This window comes from Nostoc sp. UHCC 0302 (assembly GCF_038096175.1).
GTDB lineage: Bacteria > Cyanobacteriota > Cyanobacteriia > Cyanobacteriales > Nostocaceae > UHCC-0302.
Window position 1 is genome coordinate 4893015 of record NZ_CP151099.1, and the last position, 23452, is coordinate 4916466.

13 protein-coding genes are annotated in these 23452 nt (G+C 40.8%); 8 read left to right on the forward strand and 5 right to left on the reverse strand.

Annotation, left to right across the window (positions count from 1 at the left end; genetic code table 11):
- Positions 1–1026 precede the first annotated feature (1026 nt).
- The 8 genes from WKK05_RS21165 (at position 1027) to WKK05_RS21200 (ending at position 17101) form a co-directional block, all read left to right on the forward strand.
- Positions 1027–2541 carry a hypothetical protein gene (locus tag WKK05_RS21165; protein WP_341525060.1) on the forward strand — a complete coding sequence of 505 codons (1515 nt, stop codon included), beginning with the start codon at positions 1027–1029 and terminating at the stop codon, positions 2539–2541.
- Between the two features lie 87 nt (positions 2542–2628).
- Positions 2629–3252 (forward strand): hypothetical protein, encoded by a 624-nt coding sequence (locus WKK05_RS21170; RefSeq protein ID WP_341525061.1) that lies wholly within the window; start codon positions 2629–2631, stop codon positions 3250–3252.
- Positions 3253–3384: 132 nt separating this feature from the next.
- Positions 3385–5661, forward strand: a complete 2277-nt coding sequence (locus WKK05_RS21175; protein ID WP_341525062.1) for a TOMM precursor leader peptide-binding protein — start codon at positions 3385–3387, stop codon at positions 5659–5661.
- Between the two features lie 17 nt (positions 5662–5678).
- Positions 5679–6899 (forward strand): amidohydrolase family protein, encoded by a 1221-nt coding sequence (locus WKK05_RS21180; RefSeq protein WP_341525063.1) that lies wholly within the window; start codon positions 5679–5681, stop codon positions 6897–6899.
- Positions 6900–7722: 823 nt separating this feature from the next.
- Positions 7723–8664, forward strand: coding sequence for an IS982 family transposase (locus tag WKK05_RS21185; RefSeq protein WP_341525064.1), 942 nt, complete (start codon positions 7723–7725; stop codon positions 8662–8664).
- Positions 8665–8693: 29 nt separating this feature from the next.
- Positions 8694–14183, forward strand: coding sequence for an AAA family ATPase (locus tag WKK05_RS21190; protein WP_341525065.1), 5490 nt, complete (start codon positions 8694–8696; stop codon positions 14181–14183).
- Between the two features lie 353 nt (positions 14184–14536).
- On the forward strand, positions 14537–14896 hold the full coding sequence (locus WKK05_RS21195; protein ID WP_341525066.1) for a response regulator: 360 nt from the start codon (positions 14537–14539) through the stop codon (positions 14894–14896).
- Between the two features lie 24 nt (positions 14897–14920).
- Positions 14921–17101, forward strand: a complete 2181-nt coding sequence (locus tag WKK05_RS21200) for an AAA-like domain-containing protein (RefSeq protein ID WP_341525067.1) — start codon at positions 14921–14923, stop codon at positions 17099–17101.
- A gap of 97 nt (positions 17102–17198) precedes the next feature.
- Here WKK05_RS21200 and WKK05_RS21205 read toward each other — a convergent pair whose 3' ends face one another.
- The 5 genes from WKK05_RS21205 to WKK05_RS21225 form a co-directional block, all read right to left on the reverse strand.
- Positions 17199–17777, reverse strand: coding sequence for an NAD(P)H-dependent oxidoreductase (locus WKK05_RS21205; protein ID WP_341525068.1), 579 nt, complete (start codon positions 17775–17777; stop codon positions 17199–17201).
- Between the two features lie 122 nt (positions 17778–17899).
- Positions 17900–19426 (reverse strand): tetratricopeptide repeat protein, encoded by a 1527-nt coding sequence (locus tag WKK05_RS21210; RefSeq protein WP_341525069.1) that lies wholly within the window; start codon positions 19424–19426, stop codon positions 17900–17902.
- Between the two features lie 48 nt (positions 19427–19474).
- Positions 19475–21199 carry a tetratricopeptide repeat protein gene (locus WKK05_RS21215; protein WP_341525070.1) on the reverse strand — a complete coding sequence of 575 codons (1725 nt, stop codon included), beginning with the start codon at positions 21197–21199 and terminating at the stop codon, positions 19475–19477.
- Positions 21200–21808: 609 nt separating this feature from the next.
- Complete coding sequence (locus tag WKK05_RS21220) at positions 21809–22552, reverse strand: serine protease (protein WP_341525071.1); 744 nt, start codon at positions 22550–22552, stop codon at positions 21809–21811.
- A gap of 55 nt (positions 22553–22607) precedes the next feature.
- On the reverse strand, positions 22608–23156 hold the full coding sequence (locus WKK05_RS21225; RefSeq protein WP_341531142.1) for a COP23 domain-containing protein: 549 nt from the start codon (positions 23154–23156) through the stop codon (positions 22608–22610).
- Between the last annotated feature and the right edge of the window lie 296 nt (positions 23157–23452).

Genomic DNA, 23452 nt, shown 5'->3' on the forward strand with positions numbered 1-23452 from the left:
ATTCTCTAGTTTGCGCTTAAAAATGCCATTGCATCGACTTGTTATGCCATTGCATCAGCTTGTTATGACATTGCATCGGCTTGTTATGACATTGCATCGGCTTGTTATGCCATTGCATTGGCTTGTTATGCCATTGCAGACCTGCAAAAATTAATCCACGCTTCTTCTTGTCCTAAAATTTTACTCAAATTTAAAAAACAGAAGTGTCTGATAGAATGGGGCGGAGTTTATTATATTTCATGCAAATGAGAACCGTTGTAATTGTCTCGTGCAAGACATCAGAAAAGATATTAATCTCATATAAATATCATGTATCTTTTTAGCAAGCTACCGTGTACACACAAGTCGGAAACAGTATATTTATCTGGGTTTAAGCGCTGGTTTTACCCCTCCCTAACCCTCCCCTTGTAAAGGGAAAGGAACTAGATTTATTGTTTCCCCCCTTTATAAAGGGGGATTAAGGGGGGTAATTTGACTTGTGTGTACACCGTAGCCTTACCAAGGGGGGACGGCGTTAGCCGGGGGGTGAATTTTTTACAACTCATTTAGGATTGCTATATAAGATTCTTAAATTATTCGTGAACAACAAGATCCGTAACTTATTAGAGAAGTCGAGGCTCTGAGCTTTGTGAAAACTATCGAATCGCCTTCTCTGCAATCGGCTTCCGCCAAAGCGTTGACGTAACCTCTCGTAGAGAAGCGTCTCCGTATCGCTAAAGCGAAAGCTCCGCTAACGCGCAGCGTCTTCGATAGGAGAAGGAAAAGAGAAGAAAATAAACAGAGAATTTTAAAAATCATTTATAACTCTTTTATCATATTTATACTCATTTTATTTGAAAAAATCTCATATAAAATCTCATATTTAATTATTCCATTTTCATATAAAACTAATAGCAGCAAGAATTATCAAAAAATGTGTTGATTGTATATAGCTACCTTGTTTGTTATGGTACAAACAATATTATTCATTCTTAGCTAATCATTATTAGGCTTTATTACAGCTATATCTAAATATCTAATCAATAGATGAAAGCTATTAAACGTTTTGCTGCAATTTCAATTGCGATTTTAGCCTTTGTTTTTGTAGGTCTAATTTGTATACCTGCTGCCAAAGAAGTTCAGGCACAAGGGCTTAAGCAACTAGTAATCACTTCAGAGATTCCAGTCAATCCTGATATACCACTTGTGACTTCACGGTTAGAAGTTAACAGTAATTTTGCTTGGCAAGACTTCATTGCCCTTAACTGGCCAGCCGATTGCGAAGGAAACCCCTTAGTAGACAAGAAGATAGGCGAAGCACCAGAAGCTCCCCGTGTTTGGGAGTTCTACCGCACTCCTGGCGAGGTATTTCTGCCAAAGGGAAAAAACCCAAGCACTATTCAATTAACCAAACCCCTAACTTGTCAGAGTGATAATAAACATGAACTGAAGTTACTACGAATTACAGAGTCAGGAAAGCTAGTAACAAAAGATGAGTTTCGTAAAGCCGAAATCATAGCAAGTCGTCCTCTGCTTGACGATAAGAGTGAATTAACAGTCCCAATTGAGACTATCTTTCCATTAAATGAAGATCCTGTAATTGATCAACAAGGTAACTACATTATTAATGAAATTCATATTAATCCAGTTGAGTTCAACCAAATTGTTAAAAACAAATGGTATGACGCTTCTAATTTAGAGGGGTTCAACGATGAACAAAACAAATGGTTTCAACTAGCTTGTAGCAAAGATGAAGAAGCATTTACAGATGCTGTGTGTCCAGATGATGAACAAGCAGGTGCAATAGAAATTAAGGCTGCTTGGCGAGTTTTCAACGACTCAACATCCAATACAGAAAAATCCCGCTATTACACCACTAAGCAACAACTGTTAATTCCAGGAAAATCAGATGAATGTGACGCCGGTAAGGCAGTTTGTAGTGACACTGGTGAAGAATTTAGTCAAGTCGTTGAATTAGGTTTAATTGGCTTGCATATTGTCCACAAAACTAGCCGACAAGGTTGGATTTGGTCTACCTTCGAGCAGATAGATAACGTTCCAGATGGTAATCCCGAACAGGGACGACGGTACACACTGTTCAATCCAGATTGCAGCGGTACAAATTGCGACACAAATACCTTCCTTGCTAAAGCACCATTCCTGTGGCGTCAGCAGACACCCCACGCAGTCACAAAAGTAGGGGGAAAAATTGAGACTCAAATTCCGTCACAGATTGTTCGTGAGGCCAAGATAATAGAATCGTCCGCAGATTGGCAAAAAGAACTGCGGAAAATTTCTGACTCATCAGTGTGGCAATACTACAAACTCATTGGCACTGAGTGGCTAGGTAATCCTCAAACGCCATACAACGAAAATATTAGACAACTTTTACCGCAAAAACCAGTGCTGGCGAATGTTGCCTTAGAAGCTTATCACCAAGGTGTCTCTTGTATTAACTGCCACAGTGGGGCCAGCCTCCCTAATAAAGCTCATGCAGACTTTAGCTTTCTGATGAATAAAGCTCAGTCTAGCAATTTGAGCGTGAGACAAGAAGCGGAGTAAATGGTTACTCCACCAGTGTGATGAGGCTTTGTAGTGCTTGATTAGTTTCCTATCTAAATCGAACTAATATTTAAGGAGTTTTTCACAATGGCAAACCTAACTTATACATTACCCAAAGGATTGAGTGATCCAGACAACTTAGGGAAAGTGAGAAAGGCTGTTACACAATGGTCTAAAGTAGTTGCTTGGTCATGGTCTTCTTACTTGGCATTTGCTGACAATCCCCAACAGGCAGAAGAAGAGAAAAAGCTAAAACAAATTTTAAGGAAAATTCTCCAAACTCAAGCTCAGAATCTCTCTGCATTTACAGCTTATGGGCAGCAAGATTCTAAAGAGATTGCAGACAATGCCAGCGAAATTTTTAAATATCTTCTTGGAGGTCAAAATAATAAACTCAGCGACAAAGGAATTCAACTAACTCTAACTTTGTCTGATGTTTTGAAAAAACTTACTGATGAAGATTACATCTTCACAGTGGATCAAGAGTTTTTGGATAAGTTTACCTTTGAGATAACAGTGGATTTTCATTCTGGTACCCTCCGCGAAGACACAGAGAATCCAGGAAAATACATTTCAGTTATGGCTTATCCAGCACCACCTCCCTTTAATGAAGCCACAGTGACGGAAGAACAATTGATTGCCTGGATTACAACTCCAGGTAGTGGCGAGTACCTGCCTCCTTCTGCCTATATTCCTCTCTGTGCAACTTAAGCAATCATAAGTTTGATTGATGGCAAAAGAGGTAGAGATAAAAGCAAGTAATTCTTCTATCTACCTTACCTCTTTTGTTTAATTGTAATATTTTGGTCTTGGCAATTGATAGTTGCATAATCCTCAGTAAATATGCTCAAAAAACCGAAGTTTAAGACTCGCTTTCGTATTGAGACAATTGAAGCAGAAGGTGCATTTCTTTTGTCTGAAAGAGATGCAGTTTTATTGAGCGATCGCCTCTATCAATTGTTAGTTCCTTTAGTTGATGGAACTCACAGCGCTGACGAAATTGTTGAGCAACTCCAAGACCAGCTACCAGCACAGCATATTTATTATGCACTCATGGAGTTAGAGCAAAGAGGTTATCTCATCGAAAATCAGGAGGTTTTGCCCGCAAACATAGCGGCATTTTGTGAGCATTTGAATGTTAATGTAAAAAATGCTTACCAGAGATTACAAACAACCAAGGTTGTAGTCAAAGCTTTAGGGTCACTGTCTGCCTTAGAATTGATTGCCATTCTTGAATCGTTGCAAATTCAAGTTACGCAAGAGGCAGACATTGAAGTTGTCTTAACTGACGACTATTTGCGAACGGAACTGGTAGAAATTAACGAAAAAAACTTGGCGCGATCGCGTCCTTGGATGTTGGTGAAACCAACGGGAACCCTGATTTGGCTTGGGCCAATCTTCCATCCCGAAAAAACAGGTTGTTGGGAATGCTTACGCCAACGCTTGCAAAATAACCGTCCCATTGAAAGGTTTATTCAAAGACGTCAGAATGCCTCATCGCCTTTAACGCCACCACTGGCTAACCTGCCCTCAACACAGCAAACTGCCCTAACAATGGCAGCAACTGAAATCTTTAAATGGATCGTTCAGGGAGAAAATCAGCGTCTAGAAGGATTGGTGATGACCCATGATACTCTGTCTCTGGAAACGCACAATCATCTACTAACCAAGCGTCCCCAGTGCCTTAGCTGTGGCATTCTTCAAGGATATCAACATTTGCAGCCTATGATCCTTGGCAGCCGCAAAAAAAGCTTTACTACTGATGGTGGACATCGTAGTGTTTCGCCAGAAGCAACCTTTGAGCGATATCAACATCACATCAGCCCAATTACAGGAGTAGTAAGAGAATTGGGCAAACTCTCACGGAATTTGAACGGTTTAACCCCGACTTATTTTGCTAAGCATCATTTCGCTTCAATCTTTGACGACTTAAGCATCTTAAAGCAGAATCTTGGAGGTAAAAGTGCCGGAAAAGGAAGAACAGATGCCCAAGCCAAAGCTAGCGGCTTGTGCGAAGCGATAGAAAGATACTCTGGTGTTTTTCAAGGGGACGAAATCAAAGTTAAAGAGAGTTATTCAAAAATGAGCGATCGCGCTATCCATCCTAATATCTGCATGAACTTCAGCCAAGCTCAATACGAGAATCGTCTGGCGTGGAACGATTATTGTACGAGTTTCTTTCAACGAGTTCCCGAACCATTTGACGAAGAAAGAGAAATTGAGTGGACACCTGTTTGGTCGTTAACCCATCAAGACTTCAAATTTTTGCCAACTGCTTACTGTTATTTTGGTTATCCTATACTGGCAAAACCTGACTGTTGGGCAGACACCAACGGTTGTGCAGCAGGGAACACTTTAGAAGAGGCTATCTTGCAAGGTTTCATGGAATTGGTAGAGCGAGATAGCGTTGCTTTATGGTGGTATAACCGTCTTTCAAGACCAGCAGTAGATTTAGACAGTTTTGAAGAACCGTACTTTGCAGCCTTAAAACATTATTACCAATCGCTGGGTCGCGAAATTTGGGTTTTAGATATAACCAGTGACCTGAATATTCCTGCCTTTGCCGCAATTAGCCGTAGGTGCGATGCCTTCGGCGGTTCGCGAAGCGACCATCGTGCAGTGGAAGATATCATTTTAGGCTTTGGTAGCCACTTTGATCCAAAACTTGCAGTTCAAAGAGCGCTAACTGAGGTAAATCAAGTTCTTCCTGCTGTCTTAACTGCTGATGCCAACGGCACAACCCAATATGCTAGTTCTGCGGAACCACTCGTTTTAGACTGGTGGAAAACAGCAACGCTGAAGAATCAGCCTTACCTAATACCCAATAAAAGCGTTACGTCTAAAGTTTATTCTGACTATCACCAATTTAAGAGCGATGACCTGCTAGATGATATTAAGCGCTGTGAGCAAATTGTCAAACAACGTGGCTTGGAAATGCTAGTTCTTGACCAAACCCGTCCTGATATCGGGTTGAAAGTTGTTAAGGTAATCGTTCCGGGAATGCGTCACTTTTGGAAGCGCTTAGGTGCAGGACGGCTTTATGAGATTCCTGTGGAACTGGGTTGGCTCAAAGAAGCCATCCCAGAGGAGCGGCTTAACCCGTTCCCCATGTGGATGTAATTTTAGTCATTTGTCATTTGTCATTTGTCGTTTGTCGTTGGTCATTTGTCATTGGTCATTTGTCATTTGTTGTTCTCCCTCTACTCCCTCATTTTTCCCAATCCCCAATCCCCAGTCCCCAATCCCCAATCCCCAGTCCTCAGTCCCCAGTCCCCATGCTCAAAGGATATCGAATTATTGATGCGGATTCCCACATTTACGAGCCACAGCAGATGTGGCAAGAGTATCTAGAACCAGCATTTAAGGGTTTTGCTCCGTCTGTAGATTTGACAATTAAAGGCGAAGCGATCGTCAACAAATATTCTAAACGTCTGCGTCAAGAAGGTGCGAAACAAGTAACTCAAGCTTATCCCTTATCTTGGCTCAGCAATTTTGATGCTGAGTCTCAGGTGCGGGCTATGAAGCAGATGGGGGTTGATGTATCGTTTATTTATCCCACCTATTTCTCATGGATGATTGGCGTGGATACTATGGCTCCCCAATTAGCTGGTGCATTTGTCCGTGCTTATAACAATTGGCTGCGAGACTTTTGCAGCTACGATCCGCAAATTCTTCGCGGCGTTGGAGTTGTGAACCTGCACGCACCAGCAGAAATGGTGGTGGAATTACAACGAATAGCAGAGTTTGGTTGGAAAGCGGTTTATTTACGTCCTAACCCAGTCAAAGGGCGACTGTTGTCTGACCCTGCTTACGAACCATTTTGGACAATGTGCGAAGATTTGGGGATTGCAGTTAGTCTCCACGAGTCTACTCACAGTCGCTTACCCACGGCTGGAAGCGATCGCTTTCACACGCGCTTTGCCCTACACGCTTGTTCTCATCCAATGGAACAAATGATGGCGCTGCTGGCATTAATCGAAGGCGGAGTACTAGAACGCCATCCCCAGCTCAGAGTAGGATTTCTGGAGTCTGGCTGCGGTTGGCTCCCATATTGGCTTTGGCGACTCGATCGCGAATACGAAGACCTGCGTTGGGAAGTTGTAGACAACGTAAAAATCAAACCCTCTGAATATTTCCGCCGCCAATGCTTTATTGCGATCGAGCCTTCAGAACCTTATTTGCCTCAAATGCTTGAATATCTCGGTGCTGATAACTTGATTTTTGGCTCTGATTACCCTCACATGGATCATCACCCAGAAATCGTTGCGGAAGTAGTAGCGCTTGAAGCACAATTGCCTGAGAAAGTTGTGCAGAAAATCCTCTGGGACAACCCAGCGCGTTTTTACAATTTGCTGTAGAAAGAGGGAATTATAGTTTGCAATTATAGGTTATAAGTCTGGCCCATCATATATCTTGGAGGTATTAAAATTGAGCGATCGCTCAAGGAGCAGTGGCAAAGTTAATCGACTAATACCGTTACCTTGTGAAGCTGCATATATTTTTACCCCACCCTAATACCGTTTCACTTTAAGGTTGACAACATGGGCAAGCTCTTGAGGCTCTTGAGGCAGGGGAAGCAGGGGAGGCAGGGGAGGCAGGGGAAGCAAGAAAAGTGATGTGTATCAAGAATTTCGTGAAATGGTATAACCACTGCTTGAATTCAATAAACGACCACCCGAATTCAATAAACGACCACCCGAATTCAATAAACGACCGCCCGAATTCAATAAACGACCACCCGAATTCAATAAACAACTACCCGAATTCGATAAACGACCACCCGAATTCGATAAACAACCACCCGAATTCGATAAACAACTACCCGAATTCGATAAACAACCACCCGAATTCGATAAACAACCACCCGAATTCAATATTTTGACTTATGTGTACACGGTAGCTTTTATAAGGGGGGATTAAGGGGGGTAATTCTACTTGCCAAGGGAAGACTACAGAAGGGTCTTTTTAGATGCATCTTCATACATAATCGGCTAAGCAATTCAAAACTCAAAATTGAAGCTGAGCGTAGTCGAAGCTTCAACACTGAGCGTAGCCGAAGTGTTGAAATCGTTCAACCAAGACTAATGCCTCTAATTACGAATTACGTTAGCGTAGCGGGGCGTAGCCCATTACGAATTACGCCTAATGTGAATTAGAAAAAAAGGCGGGAGAAGTAAGAAGATGAAAGTTACCAGACTTTTAACTCAGACTTCCCCCATGACTAGCATAGACTTTGGAACATTAATTACAACAATATTTGTAGTAGTCGATGATTGGTATCAAAAGCAAGTAAAAAATGAAACTTTGATAAAACCGGGTGCGAAGACGAGAATGAGTGATAGCGAAATCATGACACTAGCATTGGTCATGGATTATCTACCATTTCCCGGAGAAACACAATTTCTTGGTTTCATCAGGGGAAATTACAAGCAATGGTTTCCAAATTTACTCGACCAGAGTCAATTTAATCGGCGGTTACGCAAATTAGATGGGATGTTAGAGAACTTACGCCGCAGTTGGGTAGAGCAATTGGTTGAAGGAAGTGAAAAATATTTCCTTCTCGATACTAAACCGTTACCAGTATTAGGACTCAAACGAGACAAGCGATATAGTGACTTTGCCGGAAACGCTGCCCCTGGTCGATGTGCTGCTAGAGAAATGAGTTATTTTGGCTACAAGCTAGTAATGCTATCAACGTGGAATGGAATTGCCGTTGCTTATGACATAGTACCTGCTAATACTGATGAAAGAATTGCCGCTGATGCTGTTTTAGAGATGGTTCAGCACAGCGATATTTACGCAGATAAAGGCTTTATTTCTGCCGACTGGCAAGCTGCCATCGCTCGCCGCACTGGTAATCGTATCTGGACAAACAAGCGCGATAACCAGCATCTTCAACATTCTCATGCTTTGAAACGTTTTATTAGTCGTGTTCGCCAACGCGTTGAAGGTGTTTTTCACGAAATTCAAAATACTGGCCGTAATCCCGAACGCCTACTTAATAAAACTGTTGATGGCTTTTGTGTACATATTGCTGCCAAAGTTGCATCTCACACACTACGTCTATTGCTTCGCCGCCGTTTTGGCATCAATGTTCTCACTTTTCAGTCTCAACCTATTTAATTCACATTAGGCGTGAATTATGAATTACTATGAGTCCTATTGACGACTATCAGATTATCTCCAAGATTTACGAAAGTGCTAATTCATTAGTCTATCGGGCTATCTGTAACTCCAGCAATCTACCTATTATTCTCAAAGTTCTTAAACAAAATTATCCAACTCCCTCAGAACTAACTCGCTATAAACAAGAGTACGAGATTACTCGTTACCTGAAAATTGATGGAGTAATTAAAGCTTATAAATTACTTCCCTACAATAGTACTCTGGCAATAGCTTTAGAGGATTTTGGAGGTCAATCATTAGACATTTTAATGCAATCTAAAAAGTTTACGCTTTTAGAATTTCTCTCTATTGCCATTAAAATTGCTGAGACGCTGGGGGAGATTCACGCTGCCAATGTAATTCACAAAGATATCAATCCTTCTAATATAGTTTTTAACTCAGATACTGGGCAAATGAAGATTATTGATTTTGGGATCTCTACAGTATTTACCCGCGAAAATCCGACAATTAAAAATCCAAATATCTTGGAAGGAACCTTAGCTTATCTGTCGCCAGAACAAACTGGCAGAATGAATCGCACCCTCGATTACAGTACAGACTTTTACTCTCTCGGCGCAACTTTTTACAAATTACTCACTCAAAGCCTACCTTTTGAAACTAATGATGCTTTAGAGCTAGTCCATTGTCACATTGCCAAACAAGCTACTCCTCCCCATATAGCCGCTCCAGAAATTCCGCAAAGCCTCTCCAATATTGTGATGAAGTTGTTAGCAAAAACTTCTGAAGAGCGCTATCAAAGTGCATTGGGTTTAAAAGCAGATTTAGAAGAATGTTTGAGACAGTTAGAGCAGACTGGACAAATTTTAGAGTTTATCCTGGCTGAACATGATATTTCTGACCGCTTCAAAATTCCGCAAAAACTCTACGGTCGAGAGGTGGAAATAGAAACTCTACTTTCGGCATTTAAGCGTGTTGCTGAATACGAACCTGTTGAAGAACTAGCAGAAAAAGAAGTAGGTAACAAGCAAAGAGAAATGATGCTAGTTGGCGGTTATTCTGGTATCGGTAAATCTGTGCTGGTACAGGAACTCTACAAACCAATCACCCAGCAACGTGGTTATTTTATCACAGGTAAATTTGACCAGTTTCAGCGCAGTATTCCTTATTCAGCAGTTGCCTTTGCTCTGCAATCTTTGGTGCGACAACTGCTTACCGAAAGTGAAGCTCAACTAGCTATGTGGCGCGAAAAACTTCTCGCTGCTTTCGGTGTTAATGGTCAAGTGATAATTGAAGTGATTCCTGAGATAGAAGAAATTGTTGGGTCTCAGCCGCCAGTGCAACCATTAGAACCAACTGAGGCACAAAATCGCTTTAACAGAGTCTTTCAGAAGTTTATCAGAGTTTTTTGCCAGCGATTGCCCAAGGGGCAGTGGCAAAGCCAATCGCACCCACTGGTTATCTTTCTTGATGACCTGCAATGGGCTGACTCTGCCAGTTTAAAGCTGATTGAGCTGATCATGACTGATTATAATCTAGGATATCTGCTCTTGCTTGGTGCTTATCGCGATAATGAAGTCAGTTCCAGCCACCCGACGATGCTAACCATCCAGCGTTTGCAGGAGCAAGGGGCAATTATCAACACTATCATTCTCGCTCCCTTAAACATCAAAGAAATCACTCAGCTACTTGCAGATACTCTCCACGCTGAACCAAAAATAACTAAACCGTTGGCAGAATTGGTTTATCAAAAAACTTCAGGTAATCCTTTTTTTATTAATGAATTTATTAGAACTGTTTATCAAGAAAATCTCTTAACTTTCGACCGACAGCAAAAGTGTTGGCAGTGGAATATTACTCAAATTCAAGCTTTGGGCATCACAGAAAACGTGGTAGATTTAATGCTTGGCAACTTGAGAAAACTTCCAGAAAATAGCCAAAAAGCACTACGCCTAGCCGCTTGTGTTGGTAACAGCTTTGACCTGAATACACTTTCAATTATTTACGAAAAACTAGCTGCTAAAACTTTTAGAGATATCTTGACAGCAATCCAGTGGGGTTTTATTGAGCCTATTTCATCTCTAGAAACGACCTCAGAAGCACCAATTGAATCTGCCTTGATTATCCAGGATTACAAGTTTCGCCATGACCGAGTGCAGCAGGCCGCTTATGCCCTAATTGATGACGAATATAAAAAAGCAGTTCACCTCCGAATTGGCAGGTTATTATTTGACAATATCAGTGAATTAGAGCGTCAAGAAAAGCTATTTACCTTGGTAGATCATCTTAATAAAGGACGGGAGTTAATTAAGAGTAAAACCCAAAAGGTAGAGCTAGCAGAATTAAATTTACAGGCTGGGAAAAAGGCAAAAGAAGCGACTGCTTATAAAGCATCCAGAGAATATCTGATTTTGGCTGACAATGAATTTCCTGGAGATATCTGGGAAGAAAGCTACAATATAGCACTCGACCTTTATAAAGAACTTGCAGAAGTTGAGTATCTCAATGGTAACTTTGAGGAGTCGCAATCCTTACTCCAATTGTCACTCAAGCGAGCGAAATCAACTCTTGATTGCACAGAATTTCACTTTCTCAAAATTATCCAATACACCCTATTAGGACAATACAACGAAGCAATTGAGACAGGGCGAATTGCATTGAGAGATTTGGAAATTGATTTACCGTCAAATAACTTTCAAGCAGCTTTCGAGGCAGAACTTGCCCAATATCGAGAAAATTTGAAGGGACGAGAGATTAGTTTATTGTATGACAATCCAGAAATGGAGCTACCGGAGAAAAGAGCTGCCTTAAAAATATTGTCTCGCATCTTTCCCGCTGCTTGGGCTTCTAACCCAGTTCTGATGCATATCGTCGGGACTAAAATAGTCAATCTCAATATTAAATACGGCCACACGGAATTGTCTTCAATGGGCTATGGCTTCTTTGGAGCAATCAATACCCATGCTCTCAACGATTATCTCTCAGGTTATGAATATGGCTGTCTCAGTATGAAACTATCAGATAAATATCAAAACTTGGTTTCTAAGAGTGTGGTTTGCCAACTTCACGGCAATATTACTATGCCCTGGTTACAACATATCAAGCTGTCTGAGGCAGTTAATACTGAAGGGGCTGATGCAGGATTGCAAGCTGATGGTCTGCAAGTTGTCGGATATACCTGGACTTACAACTTATACAACCTAATATATCAGGGTAAAAATCTAGATATTCTTTTAAAGGAAGCTTCTCGCGCTTTACTATTCAGTCAAGAAACTCAGAATCAGTGGGCATTTAATTGCATATCAGCTAGTAAAATTCTTATCCAAAACTTATTGGGACTTACCCAAAACAAATTCTGTTTTAATACAACAGAAATAAAAGAAGCCGATATTTTAGAAGTTACTCAACCAAATCAAACGCCGGCAGCTATTTGCTTTTATTACATTTTTAAAGCTGAGGTTCTATTTTTGTATGGTAAGCCAATTGAGTTGAGCCTGCTGGAGCAAGCAGCAGAGTTGTTTGCCTACATACCAGGAACGATTTCCATCGCCAAGCATAACTTTTACTACTCGCTAACGCTAGCTGCTCTCTATCCTGAAGCTTCATTGGCTGAACGAGATAAATACTGGCAGCAAATGCTAGCCAATCAGCAACGGATGAAAGAGTGGGCTAATCTCTGCCCGGAAAATTTCTTGGATAAATATCTTTTGGTAGCCGCAGAAATTTCTCGTCTCTCTGGTAACTGGTGCGAAGCAGTAGATTTATATGACCAAGCCATTAAATCTGCCAGAGAAAATGAATTTATTCACAATGAAGCTTTGGCTAATGAACTAGCAGCAAAATTTTGGATGGAACGAGGAAAAGAGGAGTTTGCCGGACTCTACATCAGAAAAGCCCATCAACGCTACCAAATTTGGGGCGCTAAACGCAAAGTAGAGGATTTAGATGAAAAATATCCTCAGTGGCTGGCTTCAACATCATCTAGAAGCAAAACAACTTTTGGAATCACTTCAACAAACAGCAACAGCTCCAGTGAGGCGCTAGATTTAGCTACAGTGCTGAAAGCTTCACAAACGATTTCTGGTGAAATCGTTCTGAGCAAGTTACTGCAAAATGTAATGAAGACTGTAATTGAGAATGCCGGAGCGCAAAAAGGCTTTCTGATTTTAGAAAAAGACGGTAACTGGTTTATTGAAGCTGAAGGAGCAGTGGATTCTCTGAATCTTACTATCTTACAATCAGTTCCAGTAGACTCTGTAGATGCAGACGAGCAAATTCCTTTGGTGTCAGCGGGCATTATCAATTATGTTGCCCACACGAAGGAAAATGTGGTTTTAAATAATGCTGTCAATGAAGGGCAGTTTATACGCGATCGCTATATTATCGCAACTCAACCTAAATCCATTCTCTGCACTCCCCTACTCCATCAAGGTAAACTCAGCGGCATTTTATATTTAGAAAATAATCTCACAACGAGCGCATTTACTCCAGAGCGTGTCGAAGTCTTAAAAATCCTATCTGCTCAAGCTGCCATCTCCATTGAAAATTCCCGTCTCTACGACCAGTTAGAAGGCTACAGCCGAACTCTTGAACAAAAAGTGGCGCTAAGAACCCAAGAATTACAAGATAAAAATGAAGAATTAGCCAGTATTTTACAAACGCTCAAAGCTACCCAGGCTCAGATTATTACACAAGAAAAACTAGCTTCTCTAGGAGCTTTAACAGCGGGCATTGCCCATGAAATCAAAAACCCCTTAAACTTTGTTAACAACTTTGCCGAGCTGTCGGTAGAGTTGACCCAAGAATTGCTCGAAGAGATAGAAAATCAACAAGACCGATTAGACCCAGAAAGTAGGGAGTATATTACAGAAATTTTAAGCGATCTCAAACAAAACGCTCAAAAAATCTATGAGCATGGGACAAGATCCGACAATATTGTCAACAGTATGTTGATGCATTCACGCGGGAAAACAGGCGATCGCCAACTGACAGACATCAACGCTTTGCTAGCAGAAGCTATAAATCTAACGTATCACGGAATGCGTGCCAAGGATACTGCTTTCAAAATAACTATAGAAACAAACTACGAGCATGACCTGGGGCAAGTGAGTATCGTGCCGCAGAATATTAGCCGTGCTTTTATAAATATCATCAATAACGCTTGTTATACAGTGCATAAAAAGAAAATTCGTTTTATAGCAGAACCAGGAGACAAAGATGAAGAATTTTTGCCTAAACTTTCAGTCAGTACTAAAGACTTGGGCGAATCGGTGGAACTTTGCATCCGCGATAACGGTGAAGGCATTTCACAAGAAATACTAAATAAAATTTTTAATCCTTTTTTTACCACTAAACCGACTGGTGAAGGAACTGGTCTAGGTCTATCTATTACCCACGATATTATTGTTCAGCAGCATCAAGGGTCAATCAGAATAGAAACCGAGGTAGGCAGTTATACAAAGTTTATTATTACTTTACCTAAATTTTCTTATGACAAGTATGAGCTTCAGAAATTATAGGGCTTATACCGATTTGATAAACAATCACTACAGATAGATGTATTGACAAAAAACTTGCAATATGAATAAGGATTGCATTATAGAAACGAAGGATAGTGAGTCAAAAACTAGCCAAATTTCTGCATAATCTCTCTTGAATTCACAGATAGTATAAATAGAAGGTCTACTCAATTTAGCTAGGTTTACTTTTGAGACTAGTCTGAGCGCCCACCGAACCTATGAATAGAGGTAGCCTCCGCTCAGAGTTTTCGGAAGCTGGGGCTTAAACTCTCTGCAAAATTTGAAATTGCCTCACTAGCATTTTTTCTTATATTGTGTTCATTTTGTCAATGTGTAAGACCTAAATGAAAATAATGGTTGTAGACGATGAACAAGATATGCAATTGTTGTTTAGACAACAATTTAGAAAGGAAGTTAAACAAAATAAAATTACATTATATTTTGCTTTCTCAGCAGAGGAAGCATTGGCAAAATTACAAAATAAATTAACTGATTGCCTGGGTATAATTGTCACAGATATTAATATGCCTGGAATGAACGGGCTAGAAATGCTCAAAATTATTAAAGGAAATTTCCCAGAAATAAAAGTAATTATAGCTACTGCTTATAATGATGAATATAACTCCTTGATTGCCAAACAACATGGGGCAGATGACTATATTACTAAGCCAATTGAATTTAATAAATTAAAAGAAAAAATCCTCAGATCATAAATAATCCCAATCAGGTAAACAACTATGCTAGCTAAAATACTGGTTGTTGATGATGAGACTGACTTAGAACTTTTGCTAAGGCAAAAATTTAGAAAACAAATTCGGGAAAAGCAATTTGAGTTATTTTTTGCCCGTAATGGTTTAGAAGCATTAGAAAAACTGCAAGTAGAACCGCATATAGATGTAGTGTTAACCGATATCTATATGCCGGAAATGGATGGGTTAACTTTGGTTACTAAGCTCACTGAATTGTATCCCATCATTAAGACAGTAATTATTTCTGCCTATGGCGATATTGAGAATATTAGAACGGCAATGAATCTTGGTGCATTTGACTTCCTGACTAAACCGATCAATTTTCAGGATTTAGAGATTACTACTTATAAAAGTCTGCAATATGTGCAGCGGATGAAAGCGGCTAGGGAAAAAGAATTATTAGCACAGCAAGCTAAAACAGAGTTATTAATTCGCCTGCAACAAGAGGTTGCAGTCCGCCAACAGGCAGAGCAAGCATTGCGTGAAAGCGAGGCTAAACTGGCTCAATTTTTGGAAGCTTTGCCAGTAGGTATTTTCGTAGTTGATAGCAATGGTCAAGCCTACTACGCTAACCAAACAGCTAAGCAAATATTGGGCAAGGAAATTGTTAGCGAAGTTACACCAGCTCTAATGTCTGAGATTTATCAAGTCTATCTGGCAATGAATAATCAGCTATATCCTACGGAACAACTGCCGATTTTGCAAGCATTGAAAGGCAAGAGTATAACTATTGATAATATGGAAATTCGCCAAGGAGACAAGAAGATTCCCGTAGAAGTTTCAGCTACTCCGATTTTTAATGACAAAGGTGAAATTATCTATGCGATCGCTGCCTTTCAAGATATCACACAACGCAAACGTTCAGAAGCCGAGCGGATTCGATTAATACTAGAACTAGGAGTCAAGAATTTTGCTTTACAAGAGGCTAAAGACGCATTAGCTAAATCAAACCTGAATTTAGAGCAAAAAGTTAAAGAACGCACTCAAGAACTGTCACAAACCCTAGAAATTCTCAAAGCTACGCAAGCTGAACTAGTATTTGAAAACGCACTTCTCAGAAGTGCAGAACAGCCTGTCACCTTTGATTATCAAGTTGGGGGAAGTTTGCCTATGGATGCTGCTACTTATGTGGTGCGCTCCGCAGACCGTTATCTTTATAAAGCTTTAAAACGTGGTGAGTTTTGTTACATCCTCAATACAAGGCAGATGGGCAAATCCAGCTTGATGGTACGCATGATACACCATCTTCAGCAAGAGGGATTTAGCTGTGCAGCAATTGATATCACTCGTTTAGGTAGCGAAAACATCACACCTGCTCAATGGTACAAGGGATTAATAGTTGAGTTGTGGCTGAGTTTTGACTTGCCAGACAAAGTAAATCTGAAAAATTGGTGGAATGAGCAAAAAGATTTATCTCCTATTCAGTGCTTAAGTCGATTTATCGAAGATATTTTACTAGTTGAAGTTAAAAGCGAAAATATTTTTATTTTTCTGGATGAAATAGATAGTGTTTTAGCATTAAAGTTTTCTGTTAATGATTTTTTTGCGCTGATTCGTTTCTGCTATAATCAGCGCAGCATTAATCCGAAATATCAACGTTTAAGCTTTGCTCTCTTTGGCGTGGCCACACCCTCAGATTTGATTACTGACTATCAGAGAACGCCTTTTAACATTGGTCAGTCAATTCAATTAAATGGCTTTCAATTGCATGAAGCTCAACCTTTACTACAAGGATTAACAGAAAAAGTTGGTAATCCTCAAGTAATACTCAACGAAGTTTTAGCTTGGACAGGTGGTCAACCTTTTCTTACCCAAAAAATTTGTAAGCTCATCCGTAATTCTTCATCTCCTATTACTATCAACACTGAAGCAGAATGGATTGAGAATTTAGTGCGAACGAATGTGATCGAAAGCTGGGAATCTCAAGATGAACCGGAGCATTTAAAAACTATTCGCGATCGCATTCTCAATAGTACTCAGTTACCTGTCTTTTTACTAGACCTCTATCAAAAAATTTTAGCTCAAGGCAAAGTCATTTCAATTGACAGTTTAGAAGAAAAAGAATTGCTCCTATCTGGTTTAGTGGTTAAGCAGCAAGGTTATCTGAAAGTACATAATCGAATTTATGAATTAATTTTTGATAATAATTGGATTAATCTGCATATCTAAGAAATTATTCTTAATTAAATTTTAGTTAGTGTTTATATAATCAGACGTTTATAGAACGATTTATAGGTGTTCGTTATTTACTGAACACCTAAATAATTTAATTGAGCTTCAGCAATATACTTGCTACACTCTCACCTAACTTTTCAATAGATTCCTGCTGTTTAGGATCTTTGAGTGTGCCATCATTATTGAAAGCTTGGTAAGCTTGGGGTAAGGCTACTTGCTCTGGAAGTACCAAAACTTTGATGTTGCCTAAAATAGCTCGCAGGTGAACCAATCCTCGTAAACCACCAAGTCCTCCTGGTGAAGCACTCATAATTGCAGCAACCTTACCTGTAAAAGCAGCCAACGGAGGTTCACCAGGAGATGGACGAGATGCCCAGTCAATAGCGTTCTTCAAAACTGCTGTCAGCGAACTGTTGTATTCAGGAGAAGCAATTAACAATCCTTGATGTGAAATCAGCAAGTCCTTAAATGTGCGGGCGTTAGCAGGTGTTCCTTCTTGGGCTTCCAAATCCTCATCAAAAAGAGGTAGAGGCAAATCGCGTAAATCTATATAAGTGACTTCTGCACCTGCGGATTTAGCACCCTCTGCTGCAATTTTGACCAATTTTTTGTTGTAGGAATCGGTGCGGGTGCTGCCAGCAAAAGCCAGAATTTTCGGTGTGTATGTCATAAAGGCATTGGTTTACTTAGTTAACAGCTAATGAACTAGCAAATTCAACTGCATTATCCCGATTGAAAGCGATCGCTTTTTACTACCCTTAGATTTTCTTTACAAAGGCTCTGTTAATCTGGCTACTGGCGAAGCTTTTTAATTAATTCCAAAAGTTGTTGATAATCATCTGTTTTGCCTTGTTCTAGATTCAGGTTAGCAGCTTTTTGTAAATCAGCGATCGCACCTTGTTTATCTCCCAATTGATAGCGGGTAATTCCTCGCAAAGTGTAGGCTGGAGCGAAGTTAGGATTAAGCTGTAAGGCTTGGTTCAAATCTGCAATTGCCCCTTGCTTGTCTCCTAAATCAGAACGGGCTATGCCTCGACCAGTATAGGCTGGGGCAAGTTTGGGATTAATTTTAATGGCTTGATTGTAATCTGCAACTGCACCTTGCTTATCTTTCAACTGATAACGAGCAAGACCCCGACCGCTGTACGCTTCAGCAAAGTTAGGATTTATTCGCAAAGCTTGGTTAAAATCAGCGATTGCTCCTTGATTATCATCTAAATTACTCCGAGCAATCCCCCGATTATTATAAGCTAAAGCATAGTTAGAATTCAGCTTGATGGCTTGGCTGTAATCTGCGATCGCTCCTTGTTTATCTCCCAAGTTATAACGGGACAAACCCCGATTATTATAAGGTTCGGCATCTTTGGGATTAATTTTTAGAGCTTTATTATAATCATCAACTGCCCCTTGGAAGTCTCCTAAGTTAAAGCGGGCAAGACCGCGATTGTTGTAAGCATTGAGATAATTCGGATTGAGGCGAATTGCTTGGGTATAATCAGCAGCGGCTCCTTTAAAATCTCCTTTATCGTATTTATCTCCACCTTGAATATAGAAGTTGTCCGCTTTCGGTGCTGTGGCTACAGATGTACTAGGAGGACTAACGCCGATATTTACTCCCGCCTGAGTTGACAATTTCAAAAAGGTATTAATCGGAATCCCCAAATTAAAGCCTGTCTTAATGACAATGTTGGGATTTTGCTCAGAGACTTGAAAGTTCTCGGTAGTGTCGCCTCGACCGTGAATTCCTACCAGTTCACCTTGGTCATTCAACACCGGGCCGCCACTCATCCCCGGTAATGTATTATTGCTGTAGACCAAAGCATAGCCATCACGCAAAGCTTTTGAGGCATTAGCAGTAATCCGCCCATCAGTGAAATTGTAAATAGTGTTAGAAATTGCTGCCGTCGCTTGGGGAAAACCAGCAACATAAGCGGTTGCACCTTCTGCGGCTGCATCAGAGTTGCCTATTTTAGCAACAGGATAACTTTGCTTGCTGTTAAACTGCACAACAGCTAAGTCTACTTCTGGCAGCTTTTTGACAGTGTTGTAGTTGAGTTGATAGCGCTGTCCATCTGGGGTGACAATTTCATATTGAGCTTGAGCTTCAACCACGTGCTTAGCTGTCAGAACGGTGTAAGTGTCGCTCTGGTGCTGAATAATTACCCCGGAACCAATACCATTTTTATTATCAATCAGCACTGTGATTGCTTTAGCAACTTTACCAACCTCGGTTGAGGAAAGTGCCACGGCAATTTCCGGCTGTACCAGAGCAATTGATACTCCAATAATTACAGGTGCGATCGCATAATCAAATTTCATGATTTAATTTCCAATAGATTTCTATTTGACTTTGCTTTCGTTAGGCTATTATTGAAGCTTTCTAATTAATTGCAATGCTTTTTGGTAATAATTTGTGTTTCCTTGTGCTTTGTAGAGATTAGCAGCTTTCTGGAAATCCGCGATCGCTTTTTTCTTATCTTCCAAAGCAGAGTGAACAATACCCCGGCCATAGTAGGCTTGGGCAAAGTTGGGATTAATTCGTAAAGCTTGGTTGTAATCTTCAATTGCCCCTTGGTTGTCTTTGAAGGCAGCGCGGGCATTCCCCCGTCCATAGTAAGCCTTGGCATCGTTAGGATTAATCCGTAAAGCTCGGCTGTAATCTGCCATTGCCTCCGCGCTGTCTCCGAAGGCAGCGCGGGCATTTCCCCGTCCATAGTAGGCTGGGGCAAAGTTAGGATTAATTTTAAGGGTTTGATTGTAATTTGTTATTGCCTGCTTGTTGTCTCCCAGGCCAGCGTAGGCATACCCCAGACCGTAGTAAGCTAAGGCATAGTTAGGATTAATTCGCAGAGCTTGGTTGTAATCTGCAATTGCCCCCTGCTGGTCTCTTAAGAGAGAGCGAGTACGCGCCCGATTGTAGTAAGCCTTGGCATAGTTGGGATTAATTTTAAGGGCTTGGTTGTAATCTGCTATTGCTCCCTTGTTATCTCTCAAGGCAGAGCGGACTATTCCTCGATTGATGTAAGCATTGGCATAGTTGGGATCAATTTTCAGCGCTTGATTGTAATCTGCTATTGCCCCCTGCTTATCTCCCAAGGCAGAGCGAGATACTCCCCTGTTGATGAAAGCATTGGCATAGTTAGGATTAATTTTAAGGGCTTGGTTGTAATCTGCGATCGCCCTTTTGTTATCTCCCAAGTTATAGCTGGCTACTCCCCGCCCGAAGTAAGCATTAAGATAGTTAGGATTAAGGCGAATCGCCTGGGTGTAATCAGCTATTGCTCCTTTAAAATCACCATTTTTATACTTTTCCCCAGCCTGAATGTAGAAGTCATCAGCTTTCGGTGCTGCTACAGATTTGCTTGGAGGCTTAACAGCAGCATATACCCCAGCTTTAGCTGAGAGTTTCAAAAAGCTATTAATGGGAATGCCCAAATTAAAGCCTGTTTTGATAATAATGTTGGGATTTTGATCCGAGATTTCAAAGTTCTCCGTGGTATCTACTCTGCCGTGAATTCCTACCAGTTCACCTTTGTCATTCAGCACCGGGCCGCCACTCATCCCCGGTAATGTATTATTGCTGTAGACCAACGCATAGCCATCACGCAAAGCTTTTGAGGCGTTAGCAGTAATCCGCCCATCGGTGAAATTGTAAATTGAGTTGGAAAATGCTGGACTGGTCTTTGGGAAACCAGCTACATAAGCTGTTGTACCTTCTGTAGCCACGTCCGAGTTGCCGATTTTAGCAACAGCATAAGTTTGATTGCTGGTAAACTGCAAAATAGCTAAGTCTACAGCTGGCAGCTTTTTTACGGTTTTGTAATTAAGCGCATAACGCTGACCATCTGGGGTGACAATTTCATATTCAGTCTGAGCTTCTACTACGTGCTTAGCAGTGAGAACCGTGTAGGTGTTGCCTTGTCGCTGAATAATTACCCCAGTCCCGGAATCATTTTTATTATCAATCAGCACCGTGATTGCTTTGCCAAGTTTAGCCACCTCCGCAGAGGATAATGCCACAGCAATTTGTGGTTGTGTAAGGGCGATTGATACACCAATGATTGTTGGTGCGAATGCATAATCAAATTTCATTATTCAATTACTAATAGGTATTAATCGACTTTACTAGTAAATATATCCACTTTACCCCACCGTCTTTACGGTGCAGTTAACATCATCTGTCACCCAAAAAGGAACATACAGCATGGGTAAAGGAGGAACAGAGAATGATTTATAGTTGTTTGACGAGAGCTAGTACGAGTCGAATTTCAGCTGCAAGTTTCATTCATCCGAGATTAGAACTCAAAACTTCGAGATTGGAACTCAAAATTTTGAGATTGGAACTCGGAACTTCGAGATTGGAACTCAAAACTTCGAGATTAGAACTCAAAAGTTTGAGATTGGAACTCGGAACTTCGAGATTGGAACTCAAAATTTCGAGATTGGAACTCAAAATTTCGAGATTGGAACTCGAAACTTCGAGATTGGAACTTGGAACTTCGAGATTGGAACTCGGAACTTCGAGATTGGAACTCCCCTAATACGGTTCGGTTAAGGGAAGAGACGCGATAAATCGCCGTCTCTACAAAGGACTAATTATTGTAAAGACGGCGATTTATCGCGTCTTTGTGATCTATAACTTTCATTAAAAAACCTTATCCAAACTGTATTGGGAACTCCCCTATCCCCTTTCATTCCTAACTAGTGCGTTTTGATTGGCACAGCCCAACTCAGACGAATAATCGTCTTATGCAACGGTTCATCTACCTCAATGCCATCTTGAAACACAGAGGGAGCATCCCAAAGAGGATAAGCTTGCATCCCGTTCACACCCACAACCTCACCGCGACGATTCAACAAAGGCCCGCCACTCATGCCTTTTTCGAGATTGTTAGTGTATCCCAACTGATAGCCACCCTCTAAAGGTTTAGGTAGCACCAGCAATACTTTACCTGTAGTCAACACAAAGCCTTTTGCTTGCGTTCCCTCTTCCGTAGCCGGAAACCCGACAGCAAAAACTTCATCCCCCACTGCTGGAGATTTACCGAGAGATGCCACAGCATAAATCTTGCCATTACTCTGAAATTGCAATAAAGCTAAATCATTTTTGCCAAAGTTCACGCCTTTAGGTAAATTAGCTGCATGAATTTGACCATCTGGTGTTTGAACACGGTATGGAGCGTCACCTGCTTGCAATACATGAGCATTGGTTAATACTGTATACACAGAACCTTGCTTTCGCAGCAAAATTCCTGAGCCTAAAAAATCAGTCGACATCACTTTGACAGTGATAACTTGAGCCTGTTGATAAATTTGCTTCGACTGAGGAGTATTGCAATCAGGGCTAGTGCATGGTGTAGCAACACTGACAACTGGTGCTGATGCTGACAGTGCCATAGTTAAGCTACCAACACAGACGACCAGTGTCAATTTGCGCCAATCCATCTGATTTTCCAGATAATACGAAGTTGCGATCGCTTCAATAAATATTACCTGAATTTCAATTCGACTCAGTATTTATCTCGTCTGTGGCGTTGTTTAAATACGCATCAAAATCGATATTTAGCGTACTCTCGCTGTTTTCATTTACTATATTTCCAGCTACTAAACCACGGCGATTCAATAACCTCCGCACTGTCTCTTTAGGATTACTCCCACGCTTGAGGGTGAATAACAAAGTGCTATCTGTGCAAGGCGCATTTTGGCTAGTAGCAGCACATACAACTGGTTCTCCTCTAAGCGTACCAGTCCTAATGTACTTGAGTGTACCGTTGTCATAGCTCTTTTGAAATCTGCGAGATACCTCCTGACAACGGCGTTCACCTGTCCACTCTCGCGAGAAGTAGTCTTGAGAAATCCATTTAATCATTGGTACTTTCCTTCCATCCTGGGTACTAGCAAATGTTATGGGTACGCCTTTGCTCTTTTCACAGTAGAAGGTTGTCCTTCCAGCATAGCTAGGCTGATTGATGGTTGCAATTGTAGTCAACGCACTCAGCGAAGCTATTGCAATCCCTGTCAACCCATGACCGAATAACTTTAGTTTCATCATTAATGCCCAGCTTATAAAAAAACAACACTTAAATATTACTGAAGCTTTAATATATAAACGACAGCCAATTCTCAGTAATTGTTCCCGATATTTGACGCTTAAAGTTACATGACTACCGCTATAGAAATCATCTTTGATTATTGAAAATATTTTGACTTATAACCCTGTAGAACAGGCTCTTAAGTCTTAGTATGCTTTCAATATTCAAGTCGGAGCATATAGCATCTCTTGCACTTAATAGTGCTAATTACATATTTTTACTTGACAAGAGAATTTGTATGGTATAACTGATA

Bases quoted from the DNA above. Each gene is read 5' to 3' on its own strand.
- WKK05_RS21165 (WP_341525060.1), top strand. From the start codon at position 1,027: ATGAAAGCTATTAAACGTTTTGCTGCAATTTCAATTGCGATTTTAGCC.
- WKK05_RS21170 (WP_341525061.1), top strand. From the start codon at position 2,629: ATGGCAAACCTAACTTATACATTACCCAAAGGATTGAGTGATCCAGAC.
- WKK05_RS21175 (WP_341525062.1), top strand. From the start codon at position 3,385: ATGCTCAAAAAACCGAAGTTTAAGACTCGCTTTCGTATTGAGACAATT.
- WKK05_RS21185 (WP_341525064.1), top strand. From the start codon at position 7,723: ATGAAAGTTACCAGACTTTTAACTCAGACTTCCCCCATGACTAGCATA.
- WKK05_RS21190 (WP_341525065.1), top strand. From the start codon at position 8,694: ATGAGTCCTATTGACGACTATCAGATTATCTCCAAGATTTACGAAAGT.
- WKK05_RS21195 (WP_341525066.1), top strand. From the start codon at position 14,537: ATGGTTGTAGACGATGAACAAGATATGCAATTGTTGTTTAGACAACAA.
- WKK05_RS21200 (WP_341525067.1), top strand. From the start codon at position 14,921: ATGCTAGCTAAAATACTGGTTGTTGATGATGAGACTGACTTAGAACTT.
- WKK05_RS21205 (WP_341525068.1), bottom strand. From the start codon at position 17,777: ATGACATACACACCGAAAATTCTGGCTTTTGCTGGCAGCACCCGCACC.
- WKK05_RS21210 (WP_341525069.1), bottom strand. From the start codon at position 19,426: ATGAAATTTGATTATGCGATCGCACCTGTAATTATTGGAGTATCAATT.
- WKK05_RS21215 (WP_341525070.1), bottom strand. From the start codon at position 21,199: ATGAAATTTGATTATGCATTCGCACCAACAATCATTGGTGTATCAATC.
- WKK05_RS21220 (WP_341525071.1), bottom strand. From the start codon at position 22,552: ATGGATTGGCGCAAATTGACACTGGTCGTCTGTGTTGGTAGCTTAACT.
- WKK05_RS21225 (WP_341531142.1), bottom strand. From the start codon at position 23,156: ATGAAACTAAAGTTATTCGGTCATGGGTTGACAGGGATTGCAATAGCT.